This window comes from Cupriavidus necator (assembly GCF_016127575.1).
Lineage (GTDB): Bacteria > Pseudomonadota > Gammaproteobacteria > Burkholderiales > Burkholderiaceae > Cupriavidus > Cupriavidus necator_D.
Genome location: NZ_CP066019.1, coordinates 1,848,792 through 1,865,799, shown reverse-complemented (window position 1 = coordinate 1,865,799; position 17,008 = coordinate 1,848,792). Strand labels below are relative to the sequence as shown.

Below are 17,008 nucleotides of genomic sequence, written 5' to 3'. Positions count from 1 at the left end.
TCATGACGCGCATGCACAACCCGCCGCACCCCGGCGCGGTGCTGGCCGATTGGCTCGCTGGCATGGACGATATGACCATTACGGCGTTCGCCGCGCACATCAGCGTGACGCGCGCAACGCTCTCGCGCATCCTGAATGGTCATGCATCGATCACGCCGGATATTGCCATTCGCCTGGAAGGAGCCCTGGGCGCGAGCCGCGAGATGTGGGGCGGCATGCAGATGGCATACGACCTCTGGGTCGCGGCGCAAAGGCCGCGCAAGCGCATCAAACGGCTGCCCCGCCCCGCAGGTAAGGCAGCGGAGGCCGACCTCGCCTGAGGGACATGCGGGCCAGGCAAAAAGGCGAGGCCGCTCGCGCGCCTCGCCGTGAACCGAGCGGCCCTTCAGTTGAGATGACCGACCGCGCGCAGGTATTCGTTCTTCTTCTCGAAGATCAGCGCGCTCAGAAAGGCGGCGTCATAGGCGGCCAGCAGGTGCGCGTGGTGTTCTTCGATATAGCGGGCCACGCGCGCCTTCTCGCATTCGATGCCGCACAGCCATTCATACATCTCGGCGTCCCAGCGGAAGCGCAGGCCCAGCTCGATAAACGCGGCGTTGTAGGCGGCGAGCTGGGTGTCGCGCGGAATGGGTTGGTTATCGGTGCCGACCGTGATGGCAGCCTGGCTGCTTTCCTGCTGGACCTGGTTCATGCTCGTCTCCTCAGATGCGCTGTAGCGGTTGGGTTGAGACAAGCATAGGGACCGCGGATGATTTACGATAATTAAAGTTTCATAGCGAAACCATAATCAATTGTTTATGCATTCTGACTGATCAAACCTTCCACCCCGGTAATCCGCTCGATCAGTCCCGCGCCTTCCTCCATCAGGAACTGCTTGAACGCCAGCGCCACCGGTGGCAGCCGCTTGTTCTTGCGGTGCACCACATACCAGTTGAGCATCACCGGGAAGCCCTCGATGTCCAGCACCGCGAGCTTGCCGGCCTGCAATTCCAGGCCGACCGTGTGCGCCGACAGGAAGGCGATGCCCATATTGGCGATCACGGCCTGCTTGATGGTCTCGGTGCTCTTGATCTCCATCGCGATGCGCATGTTCGACAGACGCCCGGCAAAGCCCTCCTGCATTGAATTCCAGGTATCCGAGCCTTTCTCGCGTGAAACGAAGGCTTCATCAGCCAGCTCGGCCAGCGGGATATTGCGCTGTCCGACCAGCGGGTGGGTGGGCGCAGCCACGATGACATAGGGATGGGGGGCGAAGGCCTCGTTGATGGTGTCCATGCCTTCGGGCGGACGCACCATCACCGCCAGGTCGGTCAGGTTGCCGGCCAGCTGGTGCAGCAATTCCTCGCGGTTATGCACGGCAAGGTTCAGCGTCACGCCTTCATGGCGGTTCATGAACTCGGCCAGCAGGCGCGGAAAGAAATAGTCGCCGGCGCTGATCACCGCCACGTTGAGCCGGCCGCCGGAGATGCCCTTGAGCTGGGACATGGCGTCTTCGGCCTCGCGGAACTGCTGGATGATGCTGCGACTGTAATGCAGCATCTCGTGGCCCGCCGGGGTCAGGTAGATCTTCTTGCCCAACTGCTCGAACAGGGGCAGCCCCACGTGGTGCTCCAGCTGGCGCACCTGGGTCGATACCGCGGGCTGCGTCAGGTGCAGTTCCTCGGCAGCGCGTGAAAAGCTCATATGGCGGGCAACGGTCTCAAAGACCTTCAACTGCCGCAGTGTGGCGTTCCTCATCCTCGTCCCGTGCAATATATAAACGATTGGCTATATAAACGATAAAAAACTTTATGCAGTGCTGATCTTAGATTCAAGTAGCATCAATCGTCGGATTTGCCTGCCCCGCCCCGAATCCGGCTCTCCGGCTTGCGCCAGGAGCCCGCCAATGGCCACAAGCATGGCCGATAACAACGATGGCTGCCTACAGCCACGACAAAAAATACACAAGGAGACTACCGTGACCGGACTGAATGCAACGGTGCGTGCAACGCGGCACCCCGCCATGCCTGAAGAGGCCCGTCGCAGCCACGCCGATGCGGGGCAGGGGGGCAGGTCGTGAATATCTCGCTCCCCCAACTGAAGGCCTTCGCCGCAGTGGCGCGGCACAAGAGCTTTACGCGTGCCTCGGTTGAACTGGGCCTGACGCAATCCGCGGTCAGCCGCAGCGTGCGTGAACTGGAAGAAGAGATCGACCAGCGCCTGTTCGACCGTACCACGCGCCAGGTGGAACTGACCGATGCCGGCCAGCACCTGTCGCAGCGCATCTGCCACCTGATCGAAGAGGTCGAGCAGACCCTGCGCGACAGCCAGAGCGCCAGCCGTCCGTGCCAGGGCCTGGTGCAGATCGCTTCGGATCCGGTGCTCAGCTCGATGTCGGTGCCGACGTGGCTGGCCGGCTGCCGGCAAGCGTGGCCGGCGATTGCCATCCACCTGAAGGACCGCTCGCAGGAGTCGGTGCTGCAAAGCGTGCGCAGCGGCGAGGTGGACTTCGGCATTGCCACCGATCCGAAGCCAACCGACGACCTCTATTGTGAACCGCTGTGCGTCGATGCCTACCACGCCGTCCTGCCCGCCCAGCACCCGCTGGCGATGCGCGACGCGGTAGGGTGGGGCGACCTGAGCGATGCCCGCGTGCTGGCCCTGGACCAGCAGTGCGGCATGCAGCCCGCGGTGGAGAAGGCGCTCAGCAGCTATCACGTGCGCGCGGGCTCGCTGCAGTTGCTCGGCCACTTTGCCGCAGTGTTCGGCATGGTGGCGCTGGGCCTTGGCATCGGCGTGGTGCCGTCGCGTGCCCAGGTGGGCGGCATGAATCCGGCGGCAGTGATGCGGCCGCTGCGTCCGCAGGTGACTTCCACGGTGATGCTGGTTCGGCGCAAGAGCCGCTCGCTCAAGCCCAATGCCGCGGCAATCTGGGATGCCTTGCGTGGCCAGGAATATCAGGAGTCGCCGGTGGTGCATCGAAAAACCACCATGGTGTGAGGCAATCGGCTCATCAGGGGGGCATGGGGCGGGCATTCGTTGTATTAGTGCAAAACTTCTATTGATATATCACATACAGGATATTTACACATAGTGCGGTGCAGCATATAATGAAAACTCCTGATCACAACGCTATTGGAGTTTTCAAATGGAAGTCGCTCTTCTCTTCGCTCTTGGCCTGGGCCTGATTGCTGCCGGTGCCGGCGTGACCACGCTGCTGGCCACGCGCCTGCCGATGGACGTGCTGGTGACCGCGCAGGAGCACGGTCGCTTCGCCGGCCTGGGCTCGAACCAGGAAGGCGATGGCGTGGGCCGTGCCAGCCCGTCGCGCATTGTGCCCGCTGCCGGTGAGCTGGCCTACGCGTAATGCGCGCCGGCGCCATGCGCCATCGCGCTGAACCGCGCAACCAGCAAGGGTTGTAGCGGCCGGCACCCCTTGTGGCAGTACCTCGGTTGATACCTGATCTGCGGCATTCGCCGCGAGCCAGGGCAGGGTTCTGCACGAACCTGCGGCCGCCACCATCTTCCTCCCCGATCGCTGCCAGCGATCGCCCGGCACGACCCCTCTTCCTGCGCCCCGGTTCCAGGCCGGCAGGCTCCCTGCTGTGTCTTTAACGCCGCTTCCGGCGTCGTTCCCAAGCCATACGCGCGTCATCAGACATTAATGTATGCATCTAGGGACTTTCCCCAATTCATCGTTTTCCCGATTTTTCCGGGGCGCGATCCCCGGCATTCTTGCGGATGCCATCAGTCGGCCGATTAATGTGCCGATGCATGGCAACTGCTTGATTTCCAACGACTCCGGATGCTGTCGGACCGGCCATTGATGCAGTGTGCGCACCAGTCGCACTGCAGCAACGGCCACCCAGGCGTCACTCACCGCGGTCCCATGCTGCAGAGCCGCGACGAATACGCTTGACTTACCTGATATATCACATACCGTATAGCACTAGAACGGCTCAGCTGTTCTTTGACTGAGAGTCACGCAGAGGCGTCTACAGGCGCCCATCTTCCACCTTGGCGGCACGCCGCTATAAGGAGACATCATGGAATTGCAGCAGAGGGAGTCCACGTCGCGCTTTGCGTCGCCGTGGGTGCAACTGGTATTCGGCGTGATCTGCATGGCGATGATCGCCAACATGCAATACGGCTGGACGCTGTTCGTCAACCCGATCGACGACAAGTACCACTGGGGCCGCACCGCGATCCAGGTGGCCTTCACCATCTTCGTCGTGACGGAAACCTGGCTGGTCCCGATTGAAGGCTATCTGGTCGACAAGTACGGCCCGCGTCCGGTAGTGGTGGGCGGCGGCCTGCTGTGCGCCATTGCCTGGGCCCTGAACTCGGTGGCGTCCTCGCTGCCCATGCTTTACTTCGCGGCGGCGATCGGCGGCCTGGGCGCGGGCGCTGTGTATGGCACCTGCGTGGGCAACGCGCTGAAATGGTTTCCCAATCGCCGGGGCCTGGCAGCGGGGATTACCGCAGCCGGTTTCGGCGCGGGCTCGGCGCTGACCGTGGTGCCCATTGCCAACATGATCAAGACTTCGGGCTATGAGGCTGCGTTCCTGTGGTTCGGTCTTGGCCAGGGCCTGATCGTGTTCATCCTGGGCATGGCCCTGTACCCGCCGTCGGCCAAGATCCTGAGCGAGGTCAAGTCCACGCTGAAGGCTGCCGCAACCTACAACGCTTCGCCGCGCGAGGTGCTGAAGTCGCCGATCTTCTGGGTCATGTACGCGATGTTCGTGATGATGGCCGCCGGCGGCCTGATGGCCACCGCCCAGCTCGGCCCGATCGCCAAGGACTTCGGCCTGCACGACGCCCCGATCTCGATCCTCGGCCTGACCTTGCCGGCGCTGACCTTCGCACTGACCATCGACCGCGTGCTCAATGGCCTGACGCGCCCGTTCTTCGGCTGGATCTCCGATCATATCGGCCGTGAACGCACCATGTTCTTTGCCTTCGGGGTCGAGGCCATCGGCATCCTGCTGCTGTCCAAGTACGGCCACCATCCGGTTGCCTTCGTGGTGCTGACAGGCGTGGTGTTCTTTGCCTGGGGTGAGATCTACAGCCTGTTCCCTGCCACCTGCGGCGACACCTTCGGGCCGAAGTTTGCCGCCACCAACGCGGGCCTGCTGTACACCGCCAAGGGCACGGCCGCGCTGCTGGTGCCGTTCTCCAGCGTGATCACCACTGCCACCGGCAGCTGGCATGCGGTCTTCATGGTGGCCTCCGGCATGGCGGCATTGACCGCGGTGATGGCGCTGTTCGTGCTCAAGCCGATGCGCGAGGCCCATGCCCGCAAGTATGTGCATGCCAATGCCTCGGCACCGATGGGCTACCGTACCGTGCCGGAAGACCTGACCTGATGAAGAAAGCAGTACGGCGCCTCCGGCGCCGGCAGGATCCGGACGTGGCGGCTGCGATGCGTGCACAGGCGCCGCGCCCGGTAGCACAATACGAAAAATAGAAAGAGCGACAGGGAGGCGGCCCGCCGGGCGCCTTCCTGATCGCACATCGGATACCCACAAACAGAATCCAGGCACGCCATGAACCAGGTTGTCATTCCTCTCGAGGCGACGGGGCTCGGCCGGCAGCGCAAGCGCCGCCAGCCCAAGGGCCGGCAGGTAGACGCGGCCGCGCTGGCCGAAGTGCGCGTGGCGCTGGGCGACATGCCCCGCCGGCGCGACTTGCTGATCGAACACCTGCACTGCATCAACGACCGCTACGGCCAGCTGGCGATGCCGCACCTGGTGGCGCTGGCCAGCGAACTGCGGCTGTCGATGACCGAGGTCTATGAAGTCGCCACCTTCTACCACCACTTCGACGTGGTACGCGAGGACGCCGACGGCCAGATCGCACCGCCGCCGGCGTTGACCGTGCGCGTATGCGAAGGCATTGCCTGCGAGCTGGCGGGCGCACAGGCGCTGATCGACAAGCTGCCCGCGCTGCTCGGCACTGAAGTGCGCGTGGTGGCCGCGCCCTGCATCGGCCGCTGCGAGAAGGCGCCCGCGGCGCTGGTCGGGCAGAATCCGGTCGACACCGCCACGGCCGAGGCCATCGACGCCGCCGTGCAGGCAAAGGCCGTGCGCCATGCGCCCGAGCCCTATATCGGCTACGACGCTTACCGGAAGGACGGCGGCTATGCCTTGCTGAAGTCCCTCGCCAGCGGCGACCTGGATCCGGCCGCCGTGCTGTGCACGATGGAGGACTCCGGCCTGCGCGGCCTGGGCGGCGCAGGCTTCCCGACCGGGCGCAAATGGCGCATCGTGCAGAACGAGCCCGCGCCCCGGTTGATGGCCATCAACATCGACGAGGGCGAGCCCGGCACCTTCAAGGACCGCGTCTACCTGGAACGCGATCCGCACCGTTTCCTGGAAGGCATGCTGATCGCGGCGACGGTGGTCAACGTGTCAGCGATCTATATCTACCTGCGCGACGAATACGCCGGCTGCCGCGAGCTGCTGGCGGAAGAACTGCAGCGGCTGCAGCAAGACCCGCCAATCCCCGGCCTGCCGACGATCGAACTGCGCCGCGGCGCGGGCGCCTATATCTGCGGCGAAGAGTCGGCCATGATCGAGTCGATCGAAGGCAAGCGCGGCATGCCGCGGCTGCGCCCGCCCTATGTGGCGCAGGTGGGCCTGTTCGGACGGCCCACGCTGGAACACAACTTCGAGACCCTGTACTGGGTGCGCGACATCATCGAGAAGGGCGCCGAGTGGTTTGCCTCGCAGGGGCGCAACGGGCGCAAGGGCCTGCGCTCGTTCTCGGTCTCGGGCCGCGTGAAACGCCCCGGCGTGCACCTGGCACCGGCCGGCATTACCGTGCGCGAGCTGATCGATGAATACTGCGGCGGCATGCTCGACGGCCATGCGTTCTACGGCTACCTGCCGGGTGGGGCCTCGGGCGGCATCCTGCCGGCGTCGATGGGCAATATCCCGCTGGACTTCGACACGCTGCAGCCCTACGGCTGCTTTATCGGCTCGGCCGCGGTGGTGATCCTGTCCGACCAGGACAGCGCCACGCAGGCAGCGCGCAACCTGATGCACTTCTTCAAGCACGAGTCCTGCGGGCAATGCACACCGTGCCGCACCGGCACCGCCAAGACGCTCGACTTGATCCGCCAGCCGAAGTGGGACCTGCCGGCGCTGGATGACCTGTCCGCGGTGATGCGCGATGCATCGATCTGCGGGCTGGGGCAGGCCGCGCCCAATCCCGTCGACTGCGTCATCAAGTACTTCCCGCACGAACTGGCCTGAGAGACTGACATGAATGCACTGACCCGCGCCGAACGCGCGCTTGTCGAATCCGCCGAGCCAGCCGTCACCTTCACGCTCAATGGCCGCGAGGTGAGCGCCCAGCCCGGCGAAAGCCTGCTCAAGGTGGCCCAGCGCGAAGGCTTCGACGTGCCGCACCTGTGCTACAAGGACGGCCTGGAGCCCGCCGGCAACTGCCGCGCCTGCATGGTCGAGATCCAGGGCGAGCGCGTGCTGGCCCCGTCCTGCTGCCGCTATCCCGCCGAGGGCATGCAGGTGCAGACCGAATCCGAGCGCGCCCGCCGCGCTCAGCGCACGGTGCTGGAACTGCTGCAGTCGGACATGCCCGAGACCGACTACACCCGCCACAACGAGCTGGACCAGTGGGCCGCGAAGCTGGAGGTCGGCAAGCCGCGCTTTGCCCCGCGCGAACGCGTGGCGGCGGATTTGTCGCATCCGGCCATCGCCGTCAACCTGGATGCCTGCATCCAGTGCACGCGCTGCCTGCGTGCCTGCCGCGACGAGCAGGTCAACGACGTGATCGGCCTGGCCCTGCGCGGCGACGAAGCCCGCATCGTGTTCGACATGGACGACCCCATGGGCGTGTCGACCTGCGTGGCCTGCGGCGAATGCGTGCAGGCCTGCCCGACCGGTGCGCTGATGCCCGCGCGCGACGCCGCGCTGGCGGTGCCGGACAAGCAGGTGGACTCGGTCTGCCCGTACTGCGGCGTGGGCTGCCAGCTGACCTACAACATCAAGGACAACCGCATCCTGTTCGTGGAAGGGCGCGATGGCCCGGCCAACCACGAGCGGCTGTGCGTGAAGGGCCGCTACGGTTTTGACTACGTGCAGCATCCGCAGCGCCTGACGGTGCCGCTGGTGCGCCGCGAAGGCGTGCCCAAGCAGGGCGATTTCGTCATGGATCCGGACCACGTCATGGACGTGTTCCGCGAGGCCACCTGGGAAGAGGCGCTGGCGCTGGCTGGCGGCAAGCTCGCGCAGATCCGCGACACCCACGGCAAGCGCGCGCTGGCAGGGTTTGGCTCGGCCAAGGGCAGCAATGAAGAGGCCTACCTGTTCCAGAAGCTGGTGCGCACCGGGTTTGGCAGCAACAACGTCGACCACTGCACGCGGCTGTGCCATGCCTCGTCGGTGGCGGCGCTGCTGGAGGGGATCGGCTCGGGCGCGGTATCGAACCCGGTGATGGATGTCGACAAGGCCGAGGTGGTGATCGTGATCGGCGCCAACCCGACCGTGAACCACCCGGTCGCGGCCAGCTGGATCAAGAATGCGGTGAAGAACGGCACCAAGCTGATCGTGGCAGATCCGCGCCGCTCGGACCTGGCGCGCTTTGCCCATCGCTTCATGCAGTTCAAGCCCGATGCCGACGTGGCGCTGCTCAACGCGATGATGCATGTCATCGTCACCGAGGGCCTGGTGGACCAGGACTTCATCGACAGCCGCACCATCGGCTTTGACGAGCTGCAGCGCAATGTCGCGGCGTACAGCCCGGAACTGATGGCGCCGGTGTGCGGCATCGAGGCCGAAGTCATCCGCGAGGTGGCGCGGCTGTATGCCACGTCCAAGGCCTCGATGATCCTGTGGGGCATGGGCGTGTCGCAGCACGTGCACGGCACTGACAACGCGCGCTGCCTGATCGCGCTGGCGCTGATGACCGGCCAGATCGGCCGCCCCGGCACCGGCCTGCATCCGCTGCGCGGCCAGAACAACGTGCAGGGCGCGTCCGATGCCGGCCTGATCCCGATGATGTACCCGGACTACCGCCGCGTGGACGATCCCGTGGCGATCGCCAGCTTCGAGGCGCTGTGGGGCATGCCGCTGGACCGCCAGCCCGGCCTGACCGTGGTCGAGGTGATGCAGGCGATCGAGCGCGGCGAGGTGCGCGGCATGTACATCATGGGTGAGAACCCGGCGATGTCAGACCCCGACGCCGAGCATGCGCGCCAGGCGCTGGCCTCGCTCGACCACCTGGTGGTGCAGGACATTTTCCTGACCGAGACCGCCTACCTGGCCGACGTGGTGCTGCCGGCTTCGGCCTTCCCGGAGAAGACCGGCACCTTCACCAACACCGACCGCACCGTCCAGCTCGGCCGCCAGGCATTGAACCCGCCGGGGCAGGCGCGCCAGGACCTGTGGATCATCCAGCAGATGGCGGCGCAGCTGGGGCTGGACTGGCACTACGACGGCGTGGCCGAGGTCTTCGACGAGATGCGCCAGGCCATGCCCAGCATCGGCGGCGTGACCTGGGAGCGGCTGGAGCGCGAACACGCAGTGACTTATCCGTGCAAGGAAGAGGGCGACCCGGGCGAACCGGTGATCTTTATCGACAGCTTCCCGACCGCCAGCGGCCGGGGGCGCTTCGTGCCGGCCGACATCATCCCGGCAGCCGAGCGGCCCGATATCGACTACCCGATGGTGCTGATCACCGGCCGCCAGCTCGAGCACTGGCACACCGGCAGCATGACGCGGCGCGCCGGCGTGCTGGATGCGATCGAGCCCGATCCGGTGGCGCTGGTGCACCCGCTGGACCTGGACGCGCTGGGCGGCAAGCCGGGCGACGTGGTCACGCTGGCATCGCGCCGCGGCGAAGTCACGCTGTACGCGCGGGCCGATGCCGGCACGCCGCGCGGGGCGGTGTTCGTGCCGTTCTGCTATTACGAGGCGGCGATCAACAAGCTGACCAATGCGGCACTGGACCCCTTCGGCAAGATCCCGGAGTTCAAGTACTGCGCGGTGAAGATGGCACTGGGCGGCGCGCCGCCGGAGCAGTCGAGCTACGGCGGCGGGCAGATCCTGGCGGCGGTGTAGGGCCGACGGCAAGCCCTGGCGGGGCCGTCTGCGCGGGTAGCGCAGGCGGCCCTTTTTGTTGGGTGATTATCCGGAGTTTCGGGAAATTGATTGCTGTAGCTTCCGGCTAATCAAATCAATCGTGACAGGCTACGCTTCGGTTCATTCCCTACACAACCCGGAGCCCGCCATGAAAGCCATCGGCCTGACCCAGTACCTGCCCATCTCCGACCCGCGTTCGCTGCAAGACGTGGAGATCGACATGCCCAGCCCCGGCGGCCGCGACCTGCTGGTGAAGGTTGAGGCCGTCTCGGTCAACCCGGTCGACACCAAGGTGCGCGCGCCCAAGGCGCAGGTAGAGCCCGCGCCGCGCGTGCTGGGCTGGGACGCGGCCGGCACGGTGGCCGCCGTGGGGCCGGAGGTGACCCTGTTCAAGGTCGGCGACCCGGTCTACTACGCGGGCAGCATCACTCGGTCCGGCTCCAACGCCGAGTTCCACCTGGTCGATGAGCGCATCGTCGGCCACAAGCCTGCCTCGCTGGATTTCGCCAACGCGGCGGCGCTGCCGCTGACGGCGATCACCGCCTGGGAGGCTCTGTTCGACCGGCTGGGCATTTCGCCCAATGGGGATCACGCCGGGCGCCCGGTGCTGATCATCGGCGGCGCGGGCGGCGTGGGCTCGATCGGCATCCAGCTGGCCAAGGTGCTGGCCGGGCTGACCGTGATCGCCACCGCGTCGCGGCCCGAGTCGCAGGAATGGTGCCGCCGCCTTGGCGCCGACCATACGGTTGACCATCGTGGCGATCTGCCGGCGCAGCTGAAGGCGCTGGGATTTGCCGAGGTCGACTACATCCTCTGCTTCAACGACATCGACGGGCATTTCCCGGCGATGGCTGAAGTGGTCGCCCCGCAGGGCAAGATCTGCACGATCGTCGCAAATACGCGGCCGTTGCCGGTGGAATTGCTCAAGAACAAGAGCGCCACCTTCGTCTGGGAATTCATGTTCACGCGCGCCATGTACAGCACGCCCGACATGGTCGCGCAGCATCGTCTGCTTAACGAGGTCACGCGGCTGGTCGATGCCGGGCGCCTGCAGACCACGCTGGGCGAGAACCTGGGGCGCATCAATGCGGAGAACCTGCGGCGCGCGCACGCCATGCTGGAAGGCGGGCGCACTATCGGCAAGCTGGTGCTGGAAGGGTTCTGAGCCGGCGTGCCGCGCCCGGCAAACGACAACGTCCGCCGGGATGCCCCGGCGGGCGTTGTGCGTTCCCGGGGCAGGGGTCAGCCCATCTTGCCGAGGATGCTCTGCATCTCGTCGCTATTGAAGGCGCGCAGGGTTTGGGTGCGCACGTTGCCGGCTGCGCCGATGGTCAGCCCGAAGCTGGTCATGGTCTCGTCGTCGGGCGCTTCGACGGTGAGCACGATGTCGTATTCGCCCAGCGTCCAGTAGATGTCTTTCATCTGCACGCCCAGGCGTGCCCCCATCTCGCGCACGGCGGCCGCGCGCTTGGTGGTGTCCTTGACGGTGCGGATGCCCTGGTCGGTGAAGCTGGCTAGCACGATGTAGCGGGTCATGGCGGGACCTCCGGTTATGGTTGGATCGGTCGCCGTCCCGGCGGCGTGCATGGGGCAAGCGGCCGGGGCAGTGGTTCAGGGCTTCGGGGCGTGGCGAGGCGCGAATGGCATGGCGCCTCACCGTTGATGCTCGCGATGTCTGAGCAACTTCATGCCAACGCATATTGCGCGCCAGTCGGCGCGGCAGGCCAGGATGCGGATCGCGGACGCGCGCTCGGCTGTTCCAGCCGGCCGGTGTGTGCCGGTGTGTTTCAGTTGCGATACTGCGTGCGACTCAGTCCCCTGGGCTGCCACCGTCTGCGCTGTCGGGCGTGTCGAGCGCACGCATGTTGTCCAGCAACTTGAGCAGGTAATGCAGCGTGTGCGTCAGGTCATTGGTAGAAAACCCCGTCAGCGCCTGCTCGTAATAGGCCCGGATCTTCGGCTGCGCCTGGTGCAGCCAGACCTCCCGGCCCGGTTCGCTCATCCGTATCAGCCGTGAGCGGCGGTCGCGGCCGTCCGGGGCCAGCGTGACGTGGCCGTCGCGTTCCATCCGGCTGACCAGTCCTGACAGGTTTTGCCGGCTCACCATCAGGTAGCGGGCCAGGTCGCCCACGCTCATGCCATCGGCGGCTTCCGGACGCGACAACGCGCCGAGCACGGCCCACTGCTGCGTCGTCAGGCCCTCTGCCTCGACGGCTCGTGATCCCGTTTTATGCAACATATTTGCGCATTGGTATAGCCGGAAGAAAAGCCGGTTGGCCAGTTCCATGCGCGCGTTTGTGGGGAGTTCTACTTCTACGTCCGGGTTAACCATAGTCTTTTTCACAGTGTTGGCGTCTTGCGCAGGCAATGGCTGCCTCCTATTATAGGTAAATATATTTACCTAATTGGCGGTGCGATGTGACGGCGTCATGGCCGGCACGATAGCACCGGAATCCTGAAAGGAGAACGCTGTGCAAGGACTTGAAGGCAAGACGGTCATCGTGACCGGTGGTGGCGGTGGTATCGGCGGTGCAACGTGTTTGCGCTTTGCGCGCGCCGGGGCGGCGGTGGGCGTACTCGACCTTAACCCGGAAGCGGCCGAGCGCGTCGCCGGCCAGATCCGCGAGGCTGGCGGGCGGGCGCTGGCGATCCGCTGCGACATCACCGAGCGCGCCAGCGTGGATGCCGCGGTGGCGGCAGTGGAGCAGGGCCTGGGCCCGGTGGACGTGCTGGTCAACAACGCCGGCTGGGATGTGTTCAAGCCATTCATCAAGACCGAGCCCGCGCAATGGGATCGGCTGATCGCCATCAACCTGATCGGCGCGCTGCACATGCACCACGCGGTGCTGCCGGGCATGGTCGCGCGCCGGCGCGGACGCATCGTCAGCATTGCCTCGGACGCGGCGCGCGTGGGTTCGTCCGGCGAGGCGGTCTATGCCGCATGCAAGGGTGGGTTGGTGTCGTTCTCCAAGACGATTGCCCGCGAACATGCGCGCCACGGCATCACCGTCAACGTGGTGTGCCCAGGGCCGACCGAGACCGCGCTGTTCGAAGACTACAAGCAGGGTGCGGGCAACCCCGAGAAGCTGGTGGAAGCCTTTACCCGCTCGATCCCGCTGGGCCGCATCGGCCAGCCCGACGACCTGCCCGGCGCAGTGCTGTTCTTTGCCAGCGACGACGCCGGCTTTATCACCGGCCAGGTGCTGAGCGTGTCGGGCGGCCTGACCATGAACGGCTGAGCAAGCAAACACCAGAAAACGGAGACCACCATGCAATACGAAGACATCCTGTACGAAGTGCGCAACGGCGCCGCCTGGATCCTCATCAACCGCCCGGAAAAGATGAACGCCTTCCGCGGGCGCACCTGCGACGAACTGATCCACGCCATCAACCGCGCCGGCTATGACCGCGAGATCGGCGCCATCGTGCTGGCCGGTGCCGGCGAAAAGGCCTTCTGCACCGGCGGCGACCAGTCCGCGCACGAGGGCCAGTACGACGGCCGCGGCACCATCGGCCTGCCGATGGAAGAACTGCACAACGCCATCCGCGACGTGCCCAAGCCGGTGATCGCGCGCGTGCAGGGCTATGCCGTGGGCGGCGGCAACGTGCTGTGCACGATCTGCGATTTCACCATCGCGTCGGACAAGGCCGTATTCGGGCAGGTCGGGCCCAAGGTCGGTTCGGTCGACCCGGGCTACGGCACCGCCTTCCTGGCGCGCGTGGTGGGCGAGAAGAAGGCGCGCGAGATCTGGTACCTGTGCCGCCGCTATCCGGCCGCGGAAGCGCTGGCAATGGGGCTGGTCAATGCGGTGGTGCCGCACGAGCAGCTCGATGCCGAGGTACAGAAGTGGTGCGACGAGATCATGGAGAAGAGTCCCACCGCGATCGCCATTGCCAAGCGCTCCTTCAATCTCGATACCGCGCACCAGAGCGGCATCGCCGGCATGGGCATGTACGCGCTCAAGCTCTATTACGACACCGAGGAATCGCGCGAAGGCGTGCGCGCTTTCCAGGAAAAGCGCAAGCCCGAGTTCCGCAAGTACGCGAAGTAAGCCGTGCCGTCCGAACCAGCGGAGACCACCATGAATCCCTATCTTGACGAAGACCTGACGGCGCTGGCCGAGCACGCGCGCCGCTTTGCCGATGCGCGCGTGGCGCCCGGCTACCTGGAGCGCGACCGCACCCGCGTGCTGGACCGCGCGCTGATGCGCGAAATGGGCGAGATGGGCTTTATCGCGCCCGAACTGCCGGAGCAGTATGGCGGGCAGGGCATGGGCTCATTGGCCGCCGGCGTGATCCATGAAGCCGTGGCGCGTGCCGACCTGAGCCTGTCGTACATCAACTTGCTCGCGTCGCTCAATGGCCAGATCCTGGCGCACCATGCACAGCCGGAAATCGCCGGACCGTGGCTGCAGCGCCTGACGCGCGGCGAGGCGCTGCTGGCAATCGCGCTGACCGAGCCGCGCGGCGGCTCCGACGCGGCCAGCCTGCGCCTGCGCATGGAGCGCGATGGCGACGTCTACGTGCTCAACGGCGAGAAGACCTCGATCTCCGCCGCCGACCAGGCCGATGCCGCGGTGGTCTTTGCCCGCAGCGGCACCGTCGAGTCCGGCGCGCGCGGCGTGTCTGCGCTGCTGGTGCCGATGGACCTGCCGGGCATCACGCGCAACCGCTTCGACTGCCACGGCCAGCGCGCCATCGGGCGCGGCTCGATCTTCTTCGAGAACGTGCGCGTGCCGGCCAGCCACCTGCTCGGCAAGGAGGGGGAGGGGTTCGTGCAGGTGATGCAGGGCTTCGACTTCTCGCGCGCGCTGATCGGCCTGCAGGTGCTGGCGGTGGCGCAGGCCGCGCTGGACGAGACCTGGGCCTACGTGGCCGAGCGCCAGGCCTTCGGCAAGCCGCTGTCGGCCTTCCAGGGCGTGTCGCATCCGCTGGCCGATTTCGAGACCCAGGTGCAGGGTGCGCGCCTGCTGTGCCTGCAGACGCTGTGGCTCAAGGACCGTGGCCTGCCGCATACCGCCGAGGCGGCGATGTGCAAGTGGTGGGCGCCCAGGCTGGCGTACGACGTGGTGCACCAGTGCCTGCTGTCGTTCGGCCACGGTGGTTATGACCGCGGCGTGATGGAGCAGCGCCTGCGCGATGTGCTGGGCTTCCAGATCGGCGACGGCACGGCACAGATCATGAAGACCATCATTGCCCGCACGCGCGCGGGGCGCGAAGCCGTACCGGCCTGAAGCGGCGCCACGACCGCCGAGCCGTCCGATAAAGAGGAGACACCCATGGATTTCGACGCCGTACTGATCGCGCCGCGCCGTGCCGCCAGCATTGCCGCCAGGCATTGGCATGACCGCACCGTCAACGACTACCTGGCCGCCTGCGTGCGCGACCGGCCCGACGCCCCAGCGCTGACGGCGCTGAGCCTCGACAGCGGCAGCATGACACGCTTCACCTGGCGCGAACTGGCCCGGATGGCGGACCGGGTAGCGATGGGTCTCAGCCGCCTCGGCATCGGCGCGCAGGATGTGGTGTCATGCCAGCTCCCGAACGGCTGGCACCTGACTGTGCTGTATCTCGCCTGCTCGCGGCTGGGCGCGGTGCTCAACCCGCTGATGCCGATCTTCCGCGAGCGCGAGCTGTCGTTCATGCTGGCGCATGCGCAATGCAAGGTGGCGGTGGTGCCGCAGCTGTTCCGCGGCTTCGGCCATGCCCAGATGCTGCAGGGTTTGCGCGAGGCATTGCCGGCGCTGCGCCACATCGTTGTTGCCGGCGGTGATGGCGCGGACAGCTTTGAAGCACTGCTTAGCGGTCCCGCCTGGGAATATGAGCCCGATGCCGCCAACATCCTGCTGCGCAGCTGTCCCGGCCCGGACGACGTCACGCAGCTGATCTACACCTCCGGCACCACCGGCGAGCCCAAGGGCGTGATGCATAGCGCCAACACGCTGTTCTCCAACATCGTCGCCTACGCCGAACGGCTGCGCCTGACCAGCGACGATGTGGTGCTGATGGCGTCGCCGATGGCGCACCAGACCGGCTTCATGTATGGACTGCTGATGCCGGTGTTGCTGGGGGCGCATGCTGTGCTGCAAGACATCTGGGACCCGGCGCGCGCGGCCGCGCTGATCCGCGAGGAGGGCGTGACCTTCACCATGGGTTCGACGCCGTTCCTGACCGATCTGGCGCGTGTGGTGGCGGAGTCCGGCACGCCGGTTCCCAGCCTGCGCATCTTCCTGTGCGCCGGTGCGCCGATTCCCGGCGCGCTGGTCGAGCGCGCCCGCGAGGCGCTCGGCGCGAAGATCGTATCGGCCTGGGGCATGACGGAGAACGGTGCGGTTACCACCACGCTGCCGGATGACAGCGACGAGCGCGCCTCGACCACCGACGGCTGCCCGCTGCCAGGCGTCGAAATACGCATCGTGGACGGCACCGACGCCGACGTGCCGCCCGGCGAAACCGGCCGCCTGCTGGTGCGCGCCTGTTCCAACTTCGGTGGCTACCTGAAGCGCCCGCAGCTCAACGGCACCGATGCCGACGGCTGGTTCGACACCGGCGACCTCGCACGGCTGGATGCCAGCGGCTACCTGCGCATCGCCGGGCGCAGCAAGGACGTGATCATCCGCGGCGGCGAGAACATCCCCGTGCTGGAGGTCGAGACCCTGCTGTACCGCCATCCCGCGGTCTCCCAGGTGGCCATCGTCGCCTATCCCGACGAGCGCCTGGGCGAGCGCGCCTGCGCCTTCGTGGTACCGCGCGCCGGCCAGCCGTTCGACCAGGCGGCGATGGTGGACTGGCTCAAGGCGCAGAAAATGGCGCTGCAGTACATCCCCGAGAAGCTCGTGGTGCGGGACGCCTTGCCGGCCACGCCCGCCGGGAAGATCCAGAAATTCCGGCTGCGCGAGATGCTGCGCGGTGACGCGTCCTGAAGC

15 protein-coding genes are annotated in these 17,008 nt (G+C 66.3%); 11 read left to right on the top strand and 4 right to left on the bottom strand.

All coding sequences use genetic code 11. The annotated features are described in order from the left end of the window. Positions 1 to 2: 2 nt before the first annotated feature. Positions 3 to 320, top strand: coding sequence for a HigA family addiction module antitoxin (locus I6H87_RS27390; RefSeq protein WP_041688146.1), 318 nt, complete (start codon positions 3 to 5; stop codon positions 318 to 320). Positions 321 to 385: 65 nt separating this feature from the next. On the opposite strand, the gene I6H87_RS27385 is transcribed toward I6H87_RS27390, so the two are convergent. Continuing rightward, positions 386 to 691 (bottom strand): HAD family hydrolase, encoded by a 306-nt coding sequence (locus I6H87_RS27385; RefSeq protein WP_010810209.1) that lies wholly within the window; start codon positions 689 to 691, stop codon positions 386 to 388. 104 nt (positions 692 to 795) lie between these two features. Next, the gene (locus tag I6H87_RS27380) at positions 796 to 1,737 is read right to left on the bottom strand and encodes a LysR family transcriptional regulator (RefSeq protein WP_010810208.1); all 942 of its coding nucleotides are present in this window, start codon (positions 1,735 to 1,737) and stop codon (positions 796 to 798) included. Positions 1,738 to 2,055: 318 nt separating this feature from the next. Between I6H87_RS27380 and I6H87_RS27375 the strand changes: the two genes are divergently transcribed. From I6H87_RS27375 to I6H87_RS27350, 6 genes are all read left to right on the top strand, one after another. Beyond that, the gene (locus tag I6H87_RS27375; protein ID WP_011617419.1) at positions 2,056 to 2,979 is read left to right on the top strand and encodes a LysR family transcriptional regulator; all 924 of its coding nucleotides are present in this window, start codon (positions 2,056 to 2,058) and stop codon (positions 2,977 to 2,979) included. A 148-nt stretch (positions 2,980 to 3,127) separates the two neighbouring features. Further along, positions 3,128 to 3,346, top strand: coding sequence for a hypothetical protein (locus I6H87_RS27370; RefSeq protein ID WP_010810206.1), 219 nt, complete (start codon positions 3,128 to 3,130; stop codon positions 3,344 to 3,346). Positions 3,347 to 4,025: 679 nt separating this feature from the next. Beyond that, complete coding sequence (gene oxlT / locus I6H87_RS27365) at positions 4,026 to 5,345, top strand: oxalate/formate MFS antiporter (RefSeq protein ID WP_010810205.1); 1,320 nt, start codon at positions 4,026 to 4,028, stop codon at positions 5,343 to 5,345. A gap of 180 nt (positions 5,346 to 5,525) precedes the next feature. Beyond that, positions 5,526 to 7,235, top strand: a complete 1,710-nt coding sequence (locus I6H87_RS27360; RefSeq protein WP_011617418.1) for an NADH-ubiquinone oxidoreductase-F iron-sulfur binding region domain-containing protein — start codon at positions 5,526 to 5,528, stop codon at positions 7,233 to 7,235. Positions 7,236 to 7,244: 9 nt separating this feature from the next. After that, entirely contained in the window at positions 7,245 to 10,061 is a 2,817-nt protein-coding gene (gene fdhF / locus I6H87_RS27355; RefSeq protein WP_011617417.1) for a formate dehydrogenase subunit alpha, read from the top strand. Positions 10,062 to 10,230: 169 nt separating this feature from the next. After that, a complete protein-coding gene (locus I6H87_RS27350) occupies positions 10,231 to 11,247 on the top strand; it encodes a zinc-binding alcohol dehydrogenase family protein (RefSeq protein WP_010810202.1) in 1,017 nt (338 codons plus the stop codon). A 77-nt stretch (positions 11,248 to 11,324) separates the two neighbouring features. Here the strand turns inward: I6H87_RS27350 and I6H87_RS27345 are convergent, their stop codons facing one another. After that, the gene (locus I6H87_RS27345) at positions 11,325 to 11,618 is read right to left on the bottom strand and encodes a GYD domain-containing protein (protein ID WP_010810201.1); all 294 of its coding nucleotides are present in this window, start codon (positions 11,616 to 11,618) and stop codon (positions 11,325 to 11,327) included. A gap of 274 nt (positions 11,619 to 11,892) precedes the next feature. Further along, positions 11,893 to 12,414, bottom strand: coding sequence for a MarR family winged helix-turn-helix transcriptional regulator (locus I6H87_RS27340; protein ID WP_041688483.1), 522 nt, complete (start codon positions 12,412 to 12,414; stop codon positions 11,893 to 11,895). Between the two features lie 139 nt (positions 12,415 to 12,553). On the opposite strand from I6H87_RS27340, the gene badH reads away from it, so the two are divergent. From badH to aliA, 4 genes are read left to right on the top strand one after another with little or no spacing between them, the layout of a single operon-like run. Continuing rightward, entirely contained in the window at positions 12,554 to 13,321 is a 768-nt protein-coding gene (badH, locus tag I6H87_RS27335) for a 2-hydroxycyclohexanecarboxyl-CoA dehydrogenase (RefSeq protein ID WP_011617415.1), read from the top strand. A gap of 30 nt (positions 13,322 to 13,351) precedes the next feature. Continuing rightward, positions 13,352 to 14,134 (top strand): 2-ketocyclohexanecarboxyl-CoA hydrolase, encoded by a 783-nt coding sequence (badI, locus tag I6H87_RS27330; RefSeq protein WP_010810198.1) that lies wholly within the window; start codon positions 13,352 to 13,354, stop codon positions 14,132 to 14,134. 30 nt (positions 14,135 to 14,164) lie between these two features. Next, on the top strand, positions 14,165 to 15,316 hold the full coding sequence (aliB, locus tag I6H87_RS27325) for a cyclohexanecarboxyl-CoA dehydrogenase (protein WP_011617414.1): 1,152 nt from the start codon (positions 14,165 to 14,167) through the stop codon (positions 15,314 to 15,316). Between the two features lie 45 nt (positions 15,317 to 15,361). Continuing rightward, the gene (gene aliA / locus I6H87_RS27320; RefSeq protein ID WP_011617413.1) at positions 15,362 to 17,005 is read left to right on the top strand and encodes a cyclohexanecarboxylate-CoA ligase; all 1,644 of its coding nucleotides are present in this window, start codon (positions 15,362 to 15,364) and stop codon (positions 17,003 to 17,005) included. Positions 17,006 to 17,008: the final 3 nt, after the last annotated feature.